Origin of the sequence: Mycobacterium sp. (assembly GCF_052145595.1) — a bacterium.
Classification (GTDB): domain Bacteria; phylum Actinomycetota; class Actinomycetes; order Mycobacteriales; family Mycobacteriaceae; genus Mycobacterium.
Genome location: NZ_JBKQOI010000155.1, coordinates 47,727 through 66,982, shown reverse-complemented (window position 1 = coordinate 66,982; position 19,256 = coordinate 47,727). Strand labels below are relative to the sequence as shown.

Here is a 19,256-nt window from a genome sequence, read left to right as displayed (position 1 = left end):
ATCGAAGAGAATGTTAGATTATCTATCATATGACCTGGCCGGGCTCGGTTTGGCTACCGGAGCCGAAGGGTGGCTTTCGTGATCGAACACGTTGACGGAACACGCACGCCGGTGATCGACGCCAGCGTGCACATCTTCTTTCCGTCCAACAAGGACTTGCGCGCCTTCTTGCGCGAGCCGTTCAAGAGCCGCGGTTTCCCCGACTACGAGATGGACTGGTACGGCGCGCCGGGCGGCGAGTACGCGCCGAACACCCGGGGACCGGACCGCCAGTATCCGGGTTCGGATCCGGAATTAGTTGCCAATGAACTGTTTTCGAAGCGCGGGGTCGACGTGGCGATCCTGCATCCGATGGGGCGCGGCATCATGCCCGACCGGCACCTGGGCAGCGCGCTGCATGCCGCCCACAACGAGATGATGGTGTCGCGCTGGCTGGACTCCGGCGAGTTCGGCGACCGGTTTCGCGGCACGATCCGGGTGAACCCCGATGACATCGCCGGCGCGGTGCGCGAGGTCGAAAAGTGGCGTGCGCACCCGCGAGTGGTCCAGATCGCCGTCCCGCTGCAATCCCGCGAGCTCTACGGCAAACCCCAGTTCTGGCCGTTGTGGGAAGCCGCCGCCGACGCGAACCTTCCGGTGGCGGTGCACATCGAGACGGGCGAGGGCATCGGGTTTCCCCCGACGCCTTCCGGCCATACCCTGACCTACGAGCAGTACGTCGGCTTCATGGCGTTGAACTACCTGTATCACCTGATGAACATGATCGCCGAGGGCGTGTTCGAGCGCTTCTCCGGCCTGAAGTTCGTCTGGGCCGATGGCGCCGCGGACTTCCTGACGCCGTTCATCTGGCGGATGGACACGTTCGGCCGGCCGCACCTCGAACAGACGCCGTGGGCGCCGCGGATTCCCAGCGACTACCTCCCCGGGCATGTGTACTTCGTGCAGGGCAGCCTCGACGGTCCCCCCGATGCGGAATTCGCCGGCGAGTGGTTCGGCTTCACCGGCAAGGACGACATGGTGATGTTCGGCTCCAGCTATCCGCACTGGCAGTGCGGCGATATCCGCAAGCTACCCACGGCGCTGTCCGCCGAACAGCGCGAGAAGCTGTGCTGGCGCAACGCGGCCAACCTGTACGGCATAGACATCGCCGTCGGTTCGGGCGCACAGTAGAGGTAAACGAGGGAGACAGAGGAGTTTCGAGATGACGCTGACCCATATGCAGGAACGGGTTCCCGCCGCCGAACGCATAGCCGTCCGGTGCGTCGACTCGGACGTCCACCCGGTGCCCAAACGCGGTGAGATCCTCCCATACATCCCGGAGCCGTGGCGCAGCAATTTCTTCCTGCAGCACAAAGTCGGTGAGCTGATCTACTACGACGCTCCCGACTACGCACACGCCTTCGCCATGCGCACCGACACCTTCCCGCCCGATGGTGAATTCCCCGGCAGCGACCCCGACATGGCCTTCCGGCAGCTGATCATGGGAGCGGGCTCCGACATCGCGATCCTGGAGCCCGCCGGCCGCACACCGCGCCTCCCCGACGCTAACCAGGCATTCTGCAGTGCGCTCAATGATTGGCAAGCCAACCACTGGCTGGACAGCCACAACAACTGGCACCAACGCTGGCGCGGTTCGATCTGCGTGGCGATCGAGGATCCCGACGGGGCGGTACACCAGATCGAGAAGTGGGCAGGCCACCCGTACATGGCGCAGATTCTGATCAAGGCCGAGCCGCGGCCGTCATGGGGCCACCCGAAATACGACCCGATCTGGGCGGCGGCCACCAAGCATGACATCACCGTGAGCTGTCACTTGGCACGCAGCAATTACGAGTTATTGCCAACGCCGCCGGTGGGCTTCCCCAGCTACAACCACGACTTCATGGTGACCTACTCGCTGCTGGCCAACAATCAGGTGATGAGCCTGATCTTCGACGGCGTCTTCGACCGGTTCCCGACGCTGCGGATCGTGTTCGTCGAGCACGCGTTCACCTGGATCCTGCCGCTGATGTGGCGCATGGACGCCATCTACGAGGCACGCAAATCGCGGATGAGCATCAAGCGCAAGCCGTCGGAGTACGTCAAGGACCACATCAAGTTCACCACCCAGCCGCTGGACTACCCGGAAGACAAGACCGAGTTGACCCGCGCGCTGGAATGGATGGAGTGCGACAAGATCCTGCTCTTCTCCTCGGACTACCCGCATTGGACGTTCGACGACCCGCGCTGGTTGGTAAAACACCTTCCCAAAGCGGCCCGGGACGCGGTGATGTACAAAAACGGGATCGCGACCTACCACCTCCCGGAGACGGTGCCGGTCCTCGAGGGTCAGGTCCGGGTGCTCTGAATTGGCAGAAGACACCAAACGGCCCGAGCCTCGCCTCGCCCAGGGCCGCGAGCATGTCGTCGCGACAGTAGACGAGATCCCGCCGGGAAGCCACAAGCTGGTACCTATCGGTCGGCACGGCGTCGGTGTCTATAACGTCAACGGCACCTTCTACGCCATCGCGAATTACTGCCCACACCAGGGCGGTCCGCTGTGCTCGGGGCGCGCCAGGGGACGCACCATCGTGGACGAGACTGCCCCCGGTGACGCGGTCATGGTGCGCGACCTCGAGTACATCCATTGCCCTTGGCATCAATGGGGTTTCGAGTTGGCGACCGGCACGACCGCGGTCAAACCGGAGTGGAGCATCCGCACCTACCCGGTCCGGGTCGTCGGCAACGACGTTCTGGTAATGGCGTGAGACGGAGAATCGCGTGCCTTCTATCGAGGTGAACGGGGGAAACGTTGTCTACGAAATCCTCGGTGACTCAGGCGATCTCATTGCCCTGACACCGGGCGGCCGGTTCAGCAAGGAAATCCCGGGCCTGCGCCCGCTTGCCGAGGCTCTGGTTGCCGGTGGCTATCGGGTGTTGCTCTGGGACCGGCCGAATTGCGGCGCCTCCGACGTGCAGTTCTATGGGCAAAGCGAGTCGCACATGCGCGCAGAGACCCTGCACAAACTGCTGGGCGAGCTCGGTGTCAAGCGGTGCATCCTCGCCGGCGGCTCAGGTGGGGCAAGGGATTCCATGCTCACGACGATGCTCTACCCGGAGCTCGTCGAGAAGCTCGTGGTGTGGAACATCGTCGGCGGCATTTACGGCACCTTCGTGCTGGGCTCCTTCTACATCGTCCCAAGCATCCTCGCGGTGCGAGGTACCGGAATGGACAGCGTGGTGAAGGTGCAGGAATGGCGCGAGCGCATCGAGGAAAACCCGGACAACAGGCAGCGGTTCCTCGACTTCGACAAGGACGAGTTCCTCAAGGTGATGCTGCGCTGGCTCAACGCATTCGTTTCCAAGCCGGGACAGACGATTCCGGGCGTCGAGGACGAAATGTTCGACCGTATCAAGGCCCCCACGTTGATCATTCGTGGCGGCGAGAACGACATGGATCACCCGAAACGGACGTCGCTGGAAGTCAGCTGTCTGATCAAGGGGTCGAAGCTGATCGATCCGCCCTGGCCGGAGGATGCGTGGGAGCGTGCATCCGAAGACCGCGCGGCGGGCAGGGTGCAGCACTTCAACATGTTCGACACGTGGGTGCTGGCGGCACCGGCGATTCTGGAATTCTTAGGCCGATAATGCGTTCACACGGTGCGAATATGGACCTCACAGTTGAGCGACGCCTCGAGGGCCGTGTGGATCCGGCTTTCCGGAATGCGCTCGAGGTCGGCTTCGCGCAGCGTCACGTAGACGATGTCAAAGCCGTCATCGCCGGGCGACCGGACGATCTCGCCGGTGAGCCCGAAGCCGGACAGCACACCGTGCGCGTCGTTGTCGGTTCCGCGGCTGATAAAAGTGACCACGCCGGCCACCGGGCTGGTGCCAAAAGCCTTGGCGCACAAATTAACTCCGATGTGCTTGACGGCGTCGACATCGTCACCGGCGATGAGCAGCTCCGCCTCGCGGCGGCCGGCCGGCATGGCCGCAAGATTGTTGTCGACTACGTCCGCGTCGAGCTCGCGGGCAAGCCCAAGGAGCGCGGTCATGCCCTGGCTTAGCTGTGCGGCTGTGAGCAGACCGGAAGGGTCGACGTTGACGCGCACGACCGCAGTTCGCATGTGCGCAAGACTAACCAAGACGATGGAGAGCTAGCTGATGGAAACCAGCGCCGCGCCGGCTATCACCGTCACCACCTGGCCTGGGTGTCCGTCGCGGCTGCTGGGCGATCGGCCCGGCCACGGCAGGGAGGACTACCCGGCTTACCGGGAGCTCGGCGGCTACCGTTCACTGGCCGACCCCGACAAACTGCTCGACGAAGTCGAACGCAGTGGGCTGCAGGGCCGCGGCGGGGCGGCTTTTCCGCTCGCGGTGAAGGTGCACGCGGTGCGCGACAACGGGCGACTCGCCGGTGGCACTGTTGTTGTCGCGAACGGCGAGGAGGGCGAACCGGCCTCGATCAAGGATCGTTGGTTACTGCGGCACCGGCCGCACCTGGTTCTCGACGGGCTGCGACTGGCCGCGGCGATGGTGTCGACCGACCGGGCTCACGTCTATGTGTCCGACCCGGAATCTGCTCGCAGCGTGGAGGCGGCACTGACGGAACATGCCATCGGCGACATCACGATTGAGCTATGCAACGTCGATCCGGCATACATAGCCGGTGAGGAGACCGCGGTCACCCGCGTGATAAACGGCGGTCCGGCCAAGCCGACGGACAAGCCGCCGCGGCCCTTCCAGAAGGGCGTCGGCGGGCGGCCCACCCTGGTGAGCAATGTCGAGACCTTGGCTAACCTGCCCTACCTGCAGCAGCACGGCTCAGCGGCATTCCGCTCGCTGGGCACGTCGATGTCGCCCGGCACCTTCCTGGTGACCCTCACCGGCGCCGGCCGACCGCCTGGTCTCTACGAGATCCCGCATGGCTTGCCATTCAGCGAACTGCTTGCCTTGCACGGGGTTTCGTCCGAGCAAGTGCAAGGTGCGCTGCTGGGCGGCTATTTCGCCGGACTGCTCAATCGCGCTGTGCTGGACGCCACCTTGGACCACGAGACGCTGCGCGGCCTCGGCAGCGGCCTGGGGTGTGGCGCGATCGCGGTGATCACCGACGACTGTCCGGTCGCGGTCGCCGCGTCCGTGTTGGCGTACTTCGACCGCGAAAACGCCGGGCAGTGCGGTTCGTGTTTCAACGGGACAGCGGCGATGGCCGCCGTCGGTGGCGCGCTCCGTGACGGCGTGGCCACCTCCGAGGACCTCGACCGGCTGCGGCGCTGGTCGGTGGTGCTGCGCGGCCGCGGAGCCTGCGCCACGCTGGACGCCGCGACCAATGTGGCGGGGAGTCTGCTCGACCAATTTCCGCAAGCGGTCGCGCACCATCTCGACGACACCTGCGAACCGTGCCGTGCCCACGCGTTTCGCGCCGAGCGGCCCTACGAGGTGGAGGCGGTGGTCTACGCGTGACCGAGGGCATGAAAATCCACCTGGACCGCACTCTGTGTGACGGCTTCGGCATCTGCGCCAAGCACGCGCCCGCATACTTCTCACTCGACGACTGGGGATACGCATGCGTGGTCGGGGACGGCACCGTCCCCGAAGCCGATCACGACGCGGTCATGCGCGCGCTGATGGATTGCCCCGTGCACGCCATCATGGAGATGGATGAACGTAGGCCGGACGCCGTAGCCCCACCTCCAAGCGGCGACGAGGATCCCGCCGCGCACCTCAAAATCGAGGCGAACGAAGCCGAGTGGGGTTTCACCCGTTGACCCGTCCCGCTCCGGGTATCACCAGATGTCTAGTTGTGGCGGTGCCGGAGGCATAGGCTTAAGCCAGCCAAGGTCGGGATGGTCCGTTTGGGAGGCCTACCATGAGGTGGTTTGGTCGTCGTCCGGCCGCCGTGATCGCGGTCGCGTTCGTGTCGATGGCAGCCGTGATGGTCGCGACGCCGGGTGTCAGCTCGGCAGAATGCGGCCCCAATATGTCATGGAATCCGACGACCAACGTGTGCAAGCTGCCACCGGCGCCGCCAGCGTGGTACACACCTCCGCCGCCATATGCGCCGTCATTTGCGCCGCAGGATGTGCCGCCGCCACCTCCTTGGCCGTGGTGGGCACCGCGTGCCCCGATGTGGAGTAACGGCTTTCACCAATGGGGCGTTTACCTAGGCGGGGCCTGGGTGCCCCTCTGACGGCCGGACATCTCACCCAACGGCATGACCGGTCGCACATTAATACGGTCGCCTAGATCGTGCCTGCTCGGGAGTGATAACGTAATTCTCCGATTCGCATAACGGGCCTACCGCCTGCGATCCGACTCCCCGGAGGTGACGTGTCAGCAGCATCGGGACGCCCGCTGCCCCTGGTCACCATAGAAAATGAGTTCTTTTGGACCTCTGGCGCCGAGGGCACGCTGCGACTGCAGGAATGCAAGACCTGCGAATCCCTGATCCACCCCCCGGCACCGGTGTGCCGGTACTGCCGATCCCGCGATATGGGTGTGCGGGCCGTTTCCGGCAACGCGACGTTGGCCGGATTCACCGTGAACCATCGGTTCAGCCTGCCCGGTTTGCCGGCACCCTACGTCGTCGCCCAGGTCGCGATCGCGGAAGACCCCCGGGTGCGGCTGACCACCAACATCGTGGACTGCGATCCAGATCAGCTCGAACTCGGTCAACGAGTCGAGGTCGTCTTCGAGCAGACCGAAGACGTCTGGCTGCCGCTGTTTCGGCCCGTTGCCGACGCTGAACCGGCTCCCCTGCCGGTCGACGAGATCGCGCCGGAGCGTTTCGGTGAATACGTGCGGCCCATGCTGACCGCGGACAAGTTCGAAGACAAGGTCGCACTCACCGGGATCGGCATGTCACCGATCGGGCGCCGGCTCATGCAGCTGCCGCTGTCGCTGACCGTTCAGGCCTGCGAGGCGGCCATCGCTGACGCCGGGTTGACGTACGCCGACATCGACGGCCTGTCGACCTACCCCGGCGCGATCAATGTCGGCGGCTTCGGTGAAGGCGGCGTGACCGCGCTGGAGGCGGCGCTGGGAATCCGGCCGACGTGGCACAACGGCGCCATGGAGACGTTCGGGCCGGGCGGTTCGGTGATCGCCGCGATGCTCGCCGTCGCAGGCGGATTGGCCCGACACGTGCTGTGCTTCCGGACGCTGTGGGAGGCCACCCACGGTGAGCTGATGAAGCAGGGCAAGATCACCGCGTCGATGGGCCGGATGACAGGCTGGCAGATGCCGTTCGGCGCCACGTCGGCGGCCCATACCCTGGCGATGAACGCGCAGCGGCACTTTCACCGATACGGCACCACGAAAGAGACGCTCGGCTGGATCGCGTTGAACCAGCGGGCCAATGCCGAACTGAACCCGTCCGCGGTCTATCGGACCCCGATGACGATGGACGACTACCTCAACGCGCGGCCCATCACCACGCCCTTCGGCCTCTATGACTGCGACGTGCCGTGCGACGGCGCGATAGCCGTCATCGTCTCCGCCGTCGACGCCGCCCGTGACCTGGCCAAGCCGCCCATCCTGGTGGAGGCGGTGGGCACGCAGATCATCGAGCGGATCGACTGGGACCAAAGCACTCTCACCCACGAGCCACAGGTGCTGGGCCAAGCCGCGCACGTGTGGACGCGCACGACGCTGCGACCCGCCGACGTCGACGTCGCCGAACTGTACGACGGGTTCACCATGAACTGCCTGTCCTGGATCGAGGCGCTGGGCTTCTGCGGGATCGGTGAGGCCAAGGAATTTCTCGACGGCGGCAAGAACATCGCCCGCGACGGGCTGCTGCCGCTCAACACCCACGGCGGCCAGCTCTCGCACGGCCGCACTCACGGCATGGGTCTGCTGCACGAAGCGGTGACCCAGCTGCGCGGCGAGGCCGGCGACCGCCAGGTCGCCGACGCGCGGGTCGGCGTGGTGAGCAGCGGCGGCCTGACACCCAGCGGCGTACTTCTGCTGCGGTCCGACGCATGAGCCCGCGCGCCGGCGACGATGCAGAGCGAAGCGATGAGGAGGAGCGGCGCATGAGCCGGGCCGCACCGCGCCCCCGGGTGGTGATCGTCGACGGCGTGCCGATGTCGGCGCTGGTCGCCGAACCCGAGTCCCCCCGGGACCCCCGAGCGGTGATCGTGGCCATCCACGGCGGAGGCACCACCGCGGTCTATTTCGACTGCCCCGGCCATCCGTCGTTCTCGTTGCTGCGGACCGGCGCGGCAGCCGGCTACACCGTTGTGGCGCTTGACCGGCCCGGCTACGGCAGCTCCGCTCCCTACCCGGAGGCGATTGCCCGGCCGGAGCAGCGGGTCGACCTTGCCTATGGGGCGGTGGATCGCATCCTCGGGCAGGGGCCACGCGGCGCCGGATTGTTCGTGATGGGCCATTCGGGCGGGTGCGAACTGGCGATGCGGATGGGCGCCGACGAGCGCGGCGCTGACCTGCTGGGTATCGAACTCGCGGGTACCGGCCGGCACTATCACCCCGCGGCCCGAGAAATCCTGAATACGGCGACTCGGGAACGCCGGCCGGCGGGGCTGCGCGAGCTGCTGTGGCACCCGGAGCGGCTGTATCCGCCCGAGGTCCTCACCGGGGCCACGGTTTATCCGGGGGCCCCGGCCTACGAGGACCAGATGGTGTCGGATTGGGCCCGCCAAACCTTCCCGGCACTCGCACCCGCCGTGCGGGTCCCGGTGCAATTCAGCATCGCCGAGTACGAAAGGGTCTGGCAGACGGACGATTCGGCGTTGACGGAGATCACCTCGATGTTCTCCGCGGCGCCGCGGTTCACCATCAATAGACAACCCGAGGCGGGGCATAACATCAGCCTCGGCCACACCGCCGCCGACTACCACTCGAAGGTTTTCTCGTTCGCGGGCGAATGCGTGGCGGCCAGTTCCCCGAGCGTGAAGCCGGCTTCACGTTCGGCGGATGAAGAAGCCGATTTGGAGGCCGGGTGAAAGTCGGATTCATCGGGCTGGGCAGTCAGGGCGGACCCATGGCGCGGCGGATCGTCGAGGGCGGCTACCCGACGACGCTGTGGGCGCGCAGACCCGCAACGCTCGAGCCGTTCGCCGACACGCCGGCGAAGGTCGCCGAGTCACCCGCCGAACTCGCCGCGGAAAGCGATCTGGTCTGCCTCTGCGTCGTCGGCGACGCCGACATCGACGAAATCACCGGCGGCGAGCACGGGCTGCTGGCGGCGATGAAACCCGGCAGCGTCATCGCCGTGCACAGCACGGTGCACCCCAACACCTGCCGCGAGCTCGCGAAGAATGCGGGCGCCCAAGGTGTTTCGATCATCGACGCGCCCGTCAGCGGCGGTGGCGGTGCGGCGGCTGAGGGCCGTCTGCTGGTGATGGTCGGCGGCGAGGCCGACGTTGTCGAACGCTGCCGTCCGGTCTTCGAGACCTACGCCGATCCGGTCGTTCATCTCGGTGAGCTGGGTTGCGGGCAAACCACCAAACTGCTCAACAACCTGCTCTTCACCGCCAACCTCGGCACCGCGGCCACCGCCCTTTCGCTGGCCAGTGCCCTCGGCGTCACCCCGGAGCGGCTCACCGAAGTCGTCTCCCGCAGCAGCGGCAACAGCTTCGCTCTCAACGCTCTTGGCGGTATCGGCGGGCTGGAACGGCTGGCCGGCGTTGCGGGAGGGCTGCTGCAGAAGGACGTCCGGTTGATCGTCGACCTCGCCGACCGGGCCGGCGCCAGCGCCGGCGCCGTGCTCGATGCCGCCGACGCCGCGCTGGCTTTGATGGACAGTCCCCGATGAAAGTCGGGTTCGTCGGCGCAGGCCGGATGGGACGCCCGATGGTGGCCCGTCTCGTCCAAGCCGGCCACGACGTCCAAGTGCTGGGCCGCACCGCCGACCGGCGGCGCGAGCTCGAGCAGCTCGGCGCCCACGCGGTTGACGGGGTGGCCAAGGCCGGCGTGCGGGCCGACGTCGTGGTGCTGTGCGTGTTCACCGACGAACAGGTGCGCGAGGTGTGCCTGGACAGCGATTTGCTGCCCGCCATGCCGTCCGGTTCGGCGCTGGTGGTGCACACCACCGCGAGCCCGAAAACGATCGAGGCCGTCGCGGCTCGCGCCGATGATGTCGACGTGGTCGACGCACCGGTCAGCGGAGGCCCACATGACATCGCGGCCGGCAAGCTGACGCTCTTCGTGGGGGGTGCCGACGATGTCGTGGCACGAGTGCGACCGGTGCTGGGTTGTTACTGCGATCCGGTTCTGCACGTCGGGCCGAGCGGCGCCGGCCAGAAGGTGAAGTTGGTCAACAACGCACTGTTCGCAGGCCAGATCGGGTTGCTCGCGGCGTCGGTGCGGCTGGGCCAACGGCTCGGCGTGCCGGAGTCGACCCTGCTGGCCGCATTGGCGCATGGCAGCGCCACCAGCCGGGTGCTCGGCCTGGTCGCGGCCAGGGGTTCCGTCGCGTCGTTCACCGAGGTAGCCGGTGATTTCGTCGGCAAAGACGTGGCCGTCGTCCGCCGGATCGTCGAGGAACTCGGCACCGATCTGGGCGTGTTGGACGACGTCATCAAGGTCACCGACGCCGCGGGGAAGGTGTGACATGGCGGCGGTTTGGTTCTTTTCCGTTCGCCGCGAAACCGCTACCGTTAGCGTTACAGTCAGGCATTCAGCCGTAACGGTCCAGCCCGCCCTAACGTCGCCGCCGAGGAGGACGCAGTGACAAAACCGAAAGTCGTCTTCGATCCTTATTCGGAAGACTTCTACAACGATCCGTTCGAGATATATCGACGGATGCGCGAGGACGCGCCGTTGTATTACGACGAGAAGGAAGACTTCTACGCGCTGACCCGCCATGAGGACGTTTCGGCCGCGTTCAAAGATTTCGACACGTACTCCTCGGCGCGTGGCTGCGACCTGGCAATGGTGCGCAAGGGCATCTCCCGCGAGCAGAAGTCGATCATCTTCATGGATCCGCCGGAGCACCGCCATATGCGAAGCCTGCTCAACAAGGCGTTCACCCCGAGGGCGATTCAATCGCAGCGGGAGACGATCATCGAGGTGATCGACAAGTACCTGGGCGCCGTCCACTCCGACCACTTCGACGTCGTGCAGGACTTCTCCGGGCCGTTCCCGGTGGAGGTCATCACCCGAATGGCCGGAGTGCCGGAGGAATACCGCCAGCAGGTGCGCCACTGGATCGACACCGGCCTGCATCACGAACCGGGACAGATCGAGGTCAGTGAGGCCGGCATACAGGCCAACATCGACACCGCGATGTATTACTTCGGCCTGATCCAGGAACGCCGTCAGGATCCGCAGGATGACATGATCAGCAGGCTGATCGCGGCCGAGATCCCCGGCGAAGACGGCCAGACCCGCAAGCTCGACGACATTGAAATCACGGGTTTCGCCACCCTTTTGGGCGGTGCGGGCGCCGAGACCGTCACCAAGTTGCTCGGAAACGCGGCGGTGATCTTCGCCCGCCACCCCGACCAGTGGCAGAAGCTGCAGGACGACCGCGAGAAGATCCCCGGGGCGGTCGAAGAGCTATTGCGCTACGAGGGGCCGGTCCAATACAACGTCCGCTACACCCTCAAGGAGGCACACGTCAGCGGCGGCGTGATTCCCCCGTTCAAACCTGTGTTCCTGTGCGGCGCCGCGGCCAACCGCGATAGCGATGCCTTCACCGACGCCGACACATTCGACATCGAGCGCGACCAGACCGAGGCGCAGCACCTCGGTCTCGGGTACGGGATTCACAGCTGCCTCGGCGCCGCGCTGGCGCGCCTGGAAAGCAGGATCGCGTTGGAGAGACTTCTCGACTTCATGCCCCGCTACGAGGTGGACTGGGCGGGATGCAAGCGGGTGACGATGCAAAACGTCGCGGGCTGGAAGAACGTGCCCGTCAAAGTGCTTCGGTAAGGGGGTCGCGGTGACGAAGAAGATCGAAGTCGACTGGGGACTCTGCGAGAGCAACGGCGTCTGCATGGGCATCAACCCGGAGATATTCCACCTCGGCGACGACGACATGCTGACCGTCCTGCAGCCAGAAGTCACACCGGAGAACGAGTCGGACGTGCGCGAAGCCGTCCGTCAATGCCCCCGGCAGGCGATCTCGATCGTGGAGTAGCGATCAGCCGGCGGCCGAAGGTATTTCGAATCCGGCGAGGATGACCGCGTTGCAGTCGGCTGCCGCCTGGCGCAGTTTCGCCGCCTTTTGGTAGGCCTCGGACTCGTACCACGCGCGGGCCGCATCCACCGATTCGAATTCCAGCACCACGGTCTGGTCGCCGTGCCAGGTGCCCTCGACGACCTTGGGCGCGGTCTCCACCGCAAGTACGTTGACGCCGCCCATCGCCGGCCCGGCGGCTTTGGCGTAAGCCTTCATGCCCTCCGGATCCTTGATGGCCTCGGTTAGAATGACATACCCTTTCGCCACTACATCTCCTAGATCAGATCTCGCTGATGGCCTGCTCGGGACAGCATTGGATGGCCTCTTGGGTAGCGGCCTCCAATCCCGTTGGGACATCGGATGCTATCGCCACCGCGTAACCGTCGTCGGTCAGGCTGAACACGTCCGGACACAGCGTCGTGCACACGCCGTGACCGCGACAGCGCTGGTCGTCGACCGAAACTCTCATGCCGGCGTGAACTCCAGGTGCAGCTCCGTTAGGCCGCGCAGGATGTAGGTCGGAACATATTGGTAGTGGCGGTCATTCGCCGGACCGTGATGGCGCTCGCTGATCCTGATGTCGGATGTCCGGTCGAGCAGCCGCTCGATCGCCACCCTGGTTTCGGCGCGCGCCAGCGGCGCGCCGGGGCAGCTGTGGATCCCGCGCCCAAACGAGAGATGCTGCCGGGCGTTCTTGCGAGCCGGATCGAATGTAGTGGGGTCTTCGAACCGGCGCGGATCACGGTTGGCGGCCGCCTGCACAACCATCACGGTGGTGCCCGCGGGCAGGTCGACCCCGCCGACATTGACGGGCACCCGGTTCATCCGGAAGTCGCCCTTGACCGGGCTCTCGATGCGCAGCGCCTCTTCGATGAAGTTCGGGATCAGGCTGCGGTCCTTACGCAACTGCGCCTGAATGTCGGGGCGCTCCCCGAGGGTCTGCAACGCGGCGCCCAGCAGGCGCACGGTGGTTTCCTGGCCCGCCGAGAAGACGTTGCTGGCGACGCGCGCCACGTCTTCGACGTCGGGAACGGAGCCGTCGGGGAAGGTGGCGGTGGCCAGGCCGGTCAGCACGTCGTCGCGCGGTTCGCGGCGGCGGTCCCGGACGTAGTCGGAGAAGGTTCCGTAGAGGAATTCGAGCGGGCTGTGCGCCAGCGATTCCTTGCCGGTGCCCCCGATGCCGCCGCCCGAGTGCTTGCGGATGTTGTTGACGAACTGACCGCGATCCTCCTCGGGCACGCCGAGCAGGTCGGCGATGACCAAAAGCGTGAAGGGGCCCGCGAAGCCCTTGATGAAGTCGCCCTCGCCCGGCGCCAGGAAGGTGTCCAACACGCTGTCGGCGAGTACCCACATCGCGTCCTCGTTCTCCTTGAGGCGCTTGGGGGTGATCAGCCGCATGAGCAGGGCGCGGTGGTTGGTGTGCGTCGGCGGGTCCAGGGTCGGCAGCTGGTCACTGAACGGCAGCTCGTCGCGGTGTTGCTCGATCAGGTCGGTGATGTCGTCACTTTCGATCGGCACCGGAAAGCCGGGGAACGGGCCGGTCACCGAGATGCACGACGAAAACGTCTCGGCGTCGTTCAACACGCCGACGGCCTCGTCCCAACCGGTCACCATGGTGACCCCGTGGTGGTTCTCCTTGGTCACCGGGCAGCGCTGCCGCAGGGCCTCGTAGTAGGGGTACGGGTCCTCGACGAGCCGGGGATCGCGGAAGAAATCCATCTCGGCGAAGTCGTTCACCATTCCCTTGCTCCGTTCGAATCTCGCCTGGTGAGAATGTTCCTCTCAGAGATGAGTATTACATTTCCACACGGCATGGTCATCGTCAACGACGGGTCCGGCTGCCGAGTGGTAAATCGGCGACGGGACTCGCCGGTAGTGCGTCGCAGTGTTCACACTCGGCGCTCTTTGGCGGCATTTAGCCGGCGGGAACCAGATCGGCGGCGACGGACGGGCATGCCAGCAGCCCGCTTCGGAACGTTTCGATGTGACCGATCGAGCCGTGCGGAACGGCGGCGGCCGCCAGCGCCTTGGCCTTGAACGTCTTCGCGGCCATGCTCAGCCGATGTTGCACCAGGCCAACGCTGTCATCCAGCTCGGCCGGCCAGGTCTCCCCCCACAGCGTGACCTCGGTGACGCCATGATCGAGGGCCTGCAACACGCCTTGGCGCACTCGCGAGTCGCAGCCGAGTAGATCCGCCGCGGCCGCCAGGGCCTGGGGGCGCGGCCTGGAATCCACCCCTGAATCGATCGCAGCCAAGGCCTCCTCGAGGTCGAGCACCTGCGCTCCGAGGATCTGCAGCGGCCGATCGTCAGGGTGATCGGCGGAGTGGTCGGTGAGGAGCACGGTGACATCCCATCCCGCCATCGCCCGATCAAAGAGCCAACCACCGGCGAACCGCACCACGTCGACGACGTCGGCGGCGACGACGTCGAGCCGGTATCTCATGTCTTCTCGCACGTCTTGGGCGGCGCGAAGTCCCGCGCCAGTGTTTCCGCGTACTGCTTGAACACCTCGGTCAGTGGTATCGAAGGATCGAGCAACCATGTGGTTTCCATTCCGTGGACGAAGGCGAGAATTTCTACTGCCTTGATGGCGGGGTCTATGTCCGTGCGGTACCGGCCGTCCGCCTGGCCACGGCGGATGAGCTCGGCGACGATGTCGATCGCGGCCCGGTGCCGGGACAGCATGCGGTCGTGCAGCGGAGCGTCGGGAAGGATGTTTTCGACCAGCAGCACGGTGAAGGTGCCCACCAGTTCGGGTGCCCGGTGAAAGCGATCGGCGACCTGAGCGATCTGGTCGAGCAGATCGCCGGTCCGGTCGGCGTGGGAGTCGTCATCGAGGTCCCGCGCGTCGAGCACCGCGTGCAGCAGCTGCTCCTTGGATTCGAAATGATGCAGCAGGCCCGCGGGGGTGATCTCGGCTTCCCCGGCGATCTGGGCGAGCGTCGTGTTGCGCCAGCCGTTGCGCGTGAGCAGGCTCTGTGCGACCGCCAGGATTCGCTGCTTGCGGTCCTCACCCTTGGCGAGCAGCGTGTCGTATCGGCGTGCGTCGGGCACCGGTCTCCTTGTCGACGGGGGGGCCTGAACCAACCTAGTGAACACACAGTAGGTTGGTTTGGCCGCTGTGACAAGGGTCTCACCTGAGAGCTATTTCGGCGGGGCGTTACGAGACGAGTTCGACCAGGGTGGCGTTGGCCGTGCCGCCGCCTTCGCACATGGTCTGCAGCCCGTAGCGGATGCCGTTGTCGCGCATGTGGTACGCCATGCGCGTCATCAGCACGGCGCCGGAAGCGCCCAGCGGGTGCCCCAGCGCGATGGCGCCGCCCAGCGGATTGACCCGCCGCGGGTCCGCGCCGGTTTCGGCGATCCACGCCAGGGGGACCGGCGCGAAGGCTTCGTTCACCTCGAATACGCCCACTTCCGACAGCGGGATGCCGGCCTTGCTCAGCACCTTCTCGGTCGCCGGGATGGGGCCGGTGAGCATGAGCACCGGATCCGCCCCGGTGACCGCGCCCGCGCGGTAACGCACCAGCGGGGTCAACCCCAGGCTGAGCGCCATCTCCGAGGTGGTCACCAGCAGCGCGGCCGCGCCGTCGGAGATCTGTGAGGAGTTGCCCGCGTGGATCACGCCATCATCGACGAACGCGGGCTTGAGCGCCGCCAGCTTTTCGACGGTGGTCCCGCGCCGCACGCCCTCGTCAGCGGCGACGATGCTTTCCTGGCTTTTCTGGGCTCCGTCATCGGTGAAGACGGGGACGATCTGGTCGGTGAACGCGCCGGCGTCCTGCGCGGCGGCGGCCCGTTCGTGGGACCGGACCGAGTATTCGTCGAGCTGGCCGCGGGAGAACCCCCACTTCTTGGCGATCATCTCCGCCGACAGACCCTGGTTGAAGGAGAAATCGTCATAGCGGGCAAGGACTTTCGGTCCGTAGGGCATCCCGGTTGCCCTGGCCGCGCCGAGCGGGACGCGGCTCATCACCTCGACACCGCCGGCCACGACGACGTCTTGCTCGCCGGACATCACGGCCTGCACCGCGAAATCGAGTGCCTGCTGGCTGGAACCGCACGCCCGGTTGACTGTGGTCCCGGGGATGGTCTCCGGCCAGCCGGCGGCCAGCACCGCGTAGCGCCCGATGTTGCTGGACTGGTCGCCGACCTGCGACACGCATCCCCAGATCACGTCGTCGACGATCTCCGGATCGACCCCGGTGCGCTCCAGCAGTTCGTTGAGGACGACCGCGGACAGGTCGGCGGCATGCATGCCGGACAACCCGCCGTTGCGCTTCCCTACCGCCGTGCGTACCGCTTCGACGATGACTGTCTCCCGCATGTGTCTACTCCGATTGTGTGTCAGATCGTGATAGGGCCCAGCGACCAGTAAACGACGGCTCGCGCCGCTGCGCGAAGGCGGCATAGGCGGCCGCCGCGTCCGCCGTCGCGAAATTGCCGATCTGCGCGCGCGCCTCGTTCGCCAGCGCGTCGCGCATGGTGCGGTCGGCACCCTCGTTCAGCAATGCCTTGGTCTGGGCCAGCGCGATCGGCGGACCGGCCGCCAGCCGGTCAGCGAGGTCCTTGACGAAGGCGTCGATCTCCGCCGCGGACACCACCCAGGTCACCAGGTTCAGGGCGTGAGCTTCCGCGGCGTCGATGGTTTCGGCCAGCAGCGCGAGGCGCTTGGCCTGTTGCAGGCCAACGAGTTTCGGTAACAGCCAGGACCCGCCCAAATCGATTGACAGTCCCCGCTTGGAAAAGATCTGGGAGAACGTCGATTCCGGCGTCGCGACCACCAAATCGCAGCCCAGTGCCAGGTTCCATCCCGCGCCGACGGCCACCCCGGTCACCTTGGCGATCGTCGGGATCGGAAGCTCGTGCAACGCCAGCGCCACGTCGGTCAACCGCTGCAGCTTGTATTTCGGATGAACGTCGTCGGGGACGGAGATGTCGGCGCCGGAGCAGAAGCTCCCGCCGGCGCCGGTGATCACGAGTGCGCGCACGCTGCGATCACGACCGGCCGCGTTAAGCGCGTCCCGCAACGCGATCCACAGCTCCGGGTTGATCGCGTTCTTGCGGCGCGGACGGTTCAGGGTCAGCGTGCGCACCCCGGCGCAGTCATCGGACAGCAGCACGGAGTCGTCGGTCCCAGACTCGCTCTGGTTCGAAGACGTCATCGGCGGCGATCGGGCATCACATCACCATGCCGCCATCCACCGGCAGCACCTGCCCGGTGATGTAGGACGCGGCATCGGAGGCGAGAAAGACGAACGCGCCCGCCACCTCCTCCGGTGCGGCCCAGCGCTTCAACGGAATTCGGGCCATCATGTTGGCCGCGAATTTCTCATTGGTGCGAATGGTCTCGGTCATGCGCGTCGCCGCCAGTGGCGCCAGCGCGTTGACCAGAATGTTGTTGCGCGCCATCTCGCGCGCCAACGACTTGGTGAACCCGATGATGCTGGCCTTGGCGGCGGAATAATTCACCTGGCCAAGCGTGCCGGTGATCCCCGCTGACGAGACGACGTTGATGATGCGGCCGGTGCCGTCGGTGGGGAGGAAGCCGAGCGCGGCCTGAGTGCAGTGAAAGGCGCCCATGAGGTGGGTGTCGAGTGGCCCGATGGAAGCTCTCGTCGGTGAGATCGGCGAACATCGCCGGCGCGGTCACTCCGGCGTTGTTGACCAGGATGTGCAGGGCCCCCTCGGTGAGCCCGGCGGCGCGTGCGGCCGCGGCGTCAGCCGCCCGGCGGTCGCGGACGTCGAGGGCGATGCTGTCGGCTTTGCCGCTATTTGCGCAAATATCTTGAGCGACAGCCGAAGCCGCGTCCGCGTCGACGTCGCTGACGAGCACCGCCGCCCCGGCAGCGGCCAATGCCCGCGCGACCGCGGCACCAATCCCGCTGCCGGCACCGGTGATCAACGCCGATCGGCCGGTGAGGTCGAACAGCGGATTGGTCATCAATAGCTCCTCGGCAGTTTCAGGGTGTTGGATCCCAGGAAATTCAGGATCATCTCCTGGCTGACCGGCGCGATCTTCATCAGCCGGGCCTCGCGGAAATAGCGCGCGATGTGGTACTCCTCCGCGTAACCCATGCCGCCGTGGGTTTGCAGTGCCCGGTCCGCGGCGGTGAAGCCGGCATCGGCGCATAGGTATTTTGCGGTATTCGCTTCGCGGCCACAGGGTTTGCCGTTGTCGTACATCCAGGTAGCCTTGCGCAACATCAGCTCGGCAGCATCGAGGCGTGCCAGCGAGTCGGCGAGCGGGAATTGGATGCCCTGGTTCATGCCGATGGGCCGGCCGAAGACCTCGCGCTCGTTGGCGTATTTCACCGCCTTGTCCAGCGCCACCCGGCCGATGCCAAGTGCTTCGGCCGCGATCAGCATCCGTTCGGGGTTCAGGCCGTCCAGGATGTACTGAAATCCCTTGCCTTCCTCGCCAACTCGGTCCTCGACCGGTACTTCAAGGTTGTCGATGAACAACTCGTTGGAGCTGACGGCGTTGCGGCCCATCTTGCGGATCGGGCGGATGTCGACCCGGTTGCGATCGAGATCGGTGATAAACAGCGTCATCCCGTCGGTCTTCTTGGTGACCTCGTCGTATGTCCGGGTACGGGTCAGCAGCAGAATCTTGTCGGACTCCATCGCTTTGGAGATCCACACCTTGCGACCGTTGACGACGTAGTGATCGCCGTCGCGTTTGGCGAATGTGGTGATGCGCGAAGTGTCCAGTCCGGCACCGGGTTCGGTCACTCCGAAGCAGACGTGCACCTCGCCGGTCGCGACGGACGGCAGCGTGCGCGCCTTGAGTTCGTCGGAGCCGTGCACGACTACCGGTTGCATGCCGAAGATCGACAGATGGATCGAGCTGGCGGCGTTCATCGCGCCGCCAGACTTGGCGACCTCTTCGAGCAATATTGTGGCTTCGGTGATTCCGAGGCCATGGCCGCCGTACGCGGTCGGAATCGTCATTCCCAGCCAGCCGCCGTCGGCTATGGCGCGGTAGAACTCCGTCGGAAACTCGTGCGCCTGGTCCTTTTCCATCCAGTACTGGTCGTCGAACTTGCGCGCCAGCTCGGCGACCGACTTGCGGATCAGCTCCTGGTCATCGGTCAGCTCGAAATTCATCCCGCCGGGCACTGCG

The 19,256-nt window shown here is 65.9% G+C and carries 21 protein-coding genes and 1 pseudogene; 12 read left to right on the top strand and 10 right to left on the bottom strand.

Annotated elements, in window-relative coordinates; all coding sequences use genetic code 11:
- Positions 1 to 78: 78 nt before the first annotated feature.
- The 4 genes from ACLP4W_RS13935 to ACLP4W_RS13920 are packed head-to-tail and all read left to right on the top strand — an operon-like array spanning position 79 to position 3,627.
- Positions 79 to 1,170 carry an amidohydrolase family protein gene (locus ACLP4W_RS13935; RefSeq protein ID WP_442386777.1) on the top strand — a complete coding sequence of 364 codons (1,092 nt, stop codon included), beginning with the start codon at positions 79 to 81 and terminating at the stop codon, positions 1,168 to 1,170.
- A gap of 31 nt (positions 1,171 to 1,201) precedes the next feature.
- Complete coding sequence (locus ACLP4W_RS13930; RefSeq protein ID WP_442386775.1) at positions 1,202 to 2,347, top strand: amidohydrolase family protein; 1,146 nt, start codon at positions 1,202 to 1,204, stop codon at positions 2,345 to 2,347.
- 1 nt (position 2,348) lies between these two features.
- Complete coding sequence (locus ACLP4W_RS13925; RefSeq protein ID WP_442386774.1) at positions 2,349 to 2,747, top strand: Rieske (2Fe-2S) protein; 399 nt, start codon at positions 2,349 to 2,351, stop codon at positions 2,745 to 2,747.
- A gap of 13 nt (positions 2,748 to 2,760) precedes the next feature.
- Positions 2,761 to 3,627 (top strand): alpha/beta fold hydrolase, encoded by an 867-nt coding sequence (locus ACLP4W_RS13920; protein ID WP_442386772.1) that lies wholly within the window; start codon positions 2,761 to 2,763, stop codon positions 3,625 to 3,627.
- A gap of 5 nt (positions 3,628 to 3,632) precedes the next feature.
- On the opposite strand, the gene ACLP4W_RS13915 is transcribed toward ACLP4W_RS13920, so the two are convergent.
- Complete coding sequence (locus tag ACLP4W_RS13915; protein ID WP_442386771.1) at positions 3,633 to 4,106, bottom strand: hypothetical protein; 474 nt, start codon at positions 4,104 to 4,106, stop codon at positions 3,633 to 3,635.
- A gap of 37 nt (positions 4,107 to 4,143) precedes the next feature.
- Here ACLP4W_RS13915 and ACLP4W_RS13910 point away from each other — a divergent pair, with 37 nt between their 5' ends.
- The 8 genes from ACLP4W_RS13910 to ACLP4W_RS13875 all read left to right on the top strand — a co-directional run bounded on the left by ACLP4W_RS13910 (position 4,144) and on the right by ACLP4W_RS13875 (position 12,085).
- Entirely contained in the window at positions 4,144 to 5,442 is a 1,299-nt protein-coding gene (locus ACLP4W_RS13910) for an NADH-ubiquinone oxidoreductase-F iron-sulfur binding region domain-containing protein (protein WP_442386769.1), read from the top strand.
- Between the two features lie 8 nt (positions 5,443 to 5,450).
- Positions 5,451 to 5,747, top strand: coding sequence for a ferredoxin (locus tag ACLP4W_RS13905; RefSeq protein WP_442386803.1), 297 nt, complete (start codon positions 5,451 to 5,453; stop codon positions 5,745 to 5,747).
- A gap of 562 nt (positions 5,748 to 6,309) precedes the next feature.
- Complete coding sequence (locus tag ACLP4W_RS13900; protein WP_442386767.1) at positions 6,310 to 7,965, top strand: thiolase C-terminal domain-containing protein; 1,656 nt, start codon at positions 6,310 to 6,312, stop codon at positions 7,963 to 7,965.
- A 50-nt stretch (positions 7,966 to 8,015) separates the two neighbouring features.
- Entirely contained in the window at positions 8,016 to 8,945 is a 930-nt protein-coding gene (locus tag ACLP4W_RS13895) for an alpha/beta hydrolase (protein WP_442386765.1), read from the top strand.
- On the top strand, positions 8,942 to 9,757 hold the full coding sequence (locus ACLP4W_RS13890) for an NAD(P)-dependent oxidoreductase (RefSeq protein ID WP_442386763.1): 816 nt from the start codon (positions 8,942 to 8,944) through the stop codon (positions 9,755 to 9,757). Before ACLP4W_RS13895 ends, ACLP4W_RS13890 begins: the two co-directional genes overlap by 4 nt.
- Positions 9,754 to 10,554, top strand: coding sequence for an NAD(P)-dependent oxidoreductase (locus ACLP4W_RS13885; RefSeq protein WP_442386761.1), 801 nt, complete (start codon positions 9,754 to 9,756; stop codon positions 10,552 to 10,554). The genes ACLP4W_RS13890 and ACLP4W_RS13885 overlap by 4 nt, the downstream gene beginning before the upstream one ends.
- A gap of 117 nt (positions 10,555 to 10,671) precedes the next feature.
- The gene (locus ACLP4W_RS13880; protein ID WP_442386759.1) at positions 10,672 to 11,877 is read left to right on the top strand and encodes a cytochrome P450; all 1,206 of its coding nucleotides are present in this window, start codon (positions 10,672 to 10,674) and stop codon (positions 11,875 to 11,877) included.
- Between the two features lie 10 nt (positions 11,878 to 11,887).
- On the top strand, positions 11,888 to 12,085 hold the full coding sequence (locus ACLP4W_RS13875) for a ferredoxin (protein ID WP_442386757.1): 198 nt from the start codon (positions 11,888 to 11,890) through the stop codon (positions 12,083 to 12,085).
- A 3-nt stretch (positions 12,086 to 12,088) separates the two neighbouring features.
- On the opposite strand, the gene ACLP4W_RS13870 is transcribed toward ACLP4W_RS13875, so the two are convergent.
- The 9 genes and pseudogenes from ACLP4W_RS13870 to ACLP4W_RS13830 form a co-directional block, all read right to left on the bottom strand.
- A complete protein-coding gene (locus ACLP4W_RS13870; RefSeq protein ID WP_442386801.1) occupies positions 12,089 to 12,343 on the bottom strand; it encodes a DUF1330 domain-containing protein in 255 nt (84 codons plus the stop codon).
- A gap of 64 nt (positions 12,344 to 12,407) precedes the next feature.
- The gene (locus tag ACLP4W_RS13865; RefSeq protein ID WP_442386755.1) at positions 12,408 to 12,596 is read right to left on the bottom strand and encodes a ferredoxin; all 189 of its coding nucleotides are present in this window, start codon (positions 12,594 to 12,596) and stop codon (positions 12,408 to 12,410) included.
- Positions 12,593 to 13,867, bottom strand: coding sequence for a cytochrome P450 (locus ACLP4W_RS13860; protein ID WP_442386753.1), 1,275 nt, complete (start codon positions 13,865 to 13,867; stop codon positions 12,593 to 12,595). The genes ACLP4W_RS13865 and ACLP4W_RS13860 overlap by 4 nt, the downstream gene beginning before the upstream one ends.
- Positions 13,868 to 14,042: 175 nt before the next feature.
- The gene (locus ACLP4W_RS13855) at positions 14,043 to 14,573 is read right to left on the bottom strand and encodes a hypothetical protein (RefSeq protein ID WP_442386752.1); all 531 of its coding nucleotides are present in this window, start codon (positions 14,571 to 14,573) and stop codon (positions 14,043 to 14,045) included.
- A complete protein-coding gene (locus tag ACLP4W_RS13850; RefSeq protein ID WP_442386750.1) occupies positions 14,570 to 15,184 on the bottom strand; it encodes a TetR/AcrR family transcriptional regulator in 615 nt (204 codons plus the stop codon). The genes ACLP4W_RS13855 and ACLP4W_RS13850 overlap by 4 nt, the downstream gene beginning before the upstream one ends.
- Before the next feature lie 106 nt (positions 15,185 to 15,290).
- On the bottom strand, positions 15,291 to 16,457 hold the full coding sequence (locus ACLP4W_RS13845) for a thiolase family protein (protein ID WP_442386748.1): 1,167 nt from the start codon (positions 16,455 to 16,457) through the stop codon (positions 15,291 to 15,293).
- A 4-nt stretch (positions 16,458 to 16,461) separates the two neighbouring features.
- Positions 16,462 to 17,295: an enoyl-CoA hydratase/isomerase family protein gene (locus ACLP4W_RS13840; protein WP_442386745.1), complete on the bottom strand. Its 834-nt coding sequence runs from the start codon at positions 17,293 to 17,295 to the stop codon at positions 16,462 to 16,464.
- A 16-nt stretch (positions 17,296 to 17,311) separates the two neighbouring features.
- Positions 17,312 to 18,074: pseudogene (locus ACLP4W_RS13835) on the bottom strand (SDR family NAD(P)-dependent oxidoreductase).
- On the bottom strand, positions 18,074 to 19,240 hold the full coding sequence (locus ACLP4W_RS13830; protein WP_442386799.1) for an acyl-CoA dehydrogenase family protein: 1,167 nt from the start codon (positions 19,238 to 19,240) through the stop codon (positions 18,074 to 18,076). The pseudogene ACLP4W_RS13835 and the gene ACLP4W_RS13830 overlap by 1 nt, the downstream one beginning before the upstream one ends.
- Positions 19,241 to 19,256: the final 16 nt, after the last annotated feature.

Excerpts from the sequence above, each read along its gene's own strand:
- ACLP4W_RS13930 (WP_442386775.1), top strand. The coding sequence starts at position 1,202 with ATGACGCTGACCCATATGCAGGAACGGGTTCCCGCCGCCGAACGCATA.
- ACLP4W_RS13915 (WP_442386771.1), bottom strand. The coding sequence starts at position 4,106 with ATGCGAACTGCGGTCGTGCGCGTCAACGTCGACCCTTCCGGTCTGCTC.
- ACLP4W_RS13910 (WP_442386769.1), top strand. The coding sequence starts at position 4,144 with ATGGAAACCAGCGCCGCGCCGGCTATCACCGTCACCACCTGGCCTGGG.
- ACLP4W_RS13905 (WP_442386803.1), top strand. The coding sequence starts at position 5,451 with ATGAAAATCCACCTGGACCGCACTCTGTGTGACGGCTTCGGCATCTGC.
- ACLP4W_RS13895 (WP_442386765.1), top strand. The coding sequence starts at position 8,016 with ATGAGCCGGGCCGCACCGCGCCCCCGGGTGGTGATCGTCGACGGCGTG.
- ACLP4W_RS13885 (WP_442386761.1), top strand. The coding sequence starts at position 9,754 with ATGAAAGTCGGGTTCGTCGGCGCAGGCCGGATGGGACGCCCGATGGTG.
- ACLP4W_RS13870 (WP_442386801.1), bottom strand. The coding sequence starts at position 12,343 with ATGAAGGCTTACGCCAAAGCCGCCGGGCCGGCGATGGGCGGCGTCAAC.
- ACLP4W_RS13865 (WP_442386755.1), bottom strand. The coding sequence starts at position 12,596 with ATGAGAGTTTCGGTCGACGACCAGCGCTGTCGCGGTCACGGCGTGTGC.
- ACLP4W_RS13860 (WP_442386753.1), bottom strand. The coding sequence starts at position 13,867 with ATGGTGAACGACTTCGCCGAGATGGATTTCTTCCGCGATCCCCGGCTC.
- ACLP4W_RS13855 (WP_442386752.1), bottom strand. The coding sequence starts at position 14,573 with ATGAGATACCGGCTCGACGTCGTCGCCGCCGACGTCGTCGACGTGGTG.
- ACLP4W_RS13845 (WP_442386748.1), bottom strand. The coding sequence starts at position 16,457 with ATGCGGGAGACAGTCATCGTCGAAGCGGTACGCACGGCGGTAGGGAAG.
- ACLP4W_RS13840 (WP_442386745.1), bottom strand. The coding sequence starts at position 17,295 with ATGACGTCTTCGAACCAGAGCGAGTCTGGGACCGACGACTCCGTGCTG.
- ACLP4W_RS13830 (WP_442386799.1), bottom strand. The coding sequence starts at position 19,240 with ATGAATTTCGAGCTGACCGATGACCAGGAGCTGATCCGCAAGTCGGTC.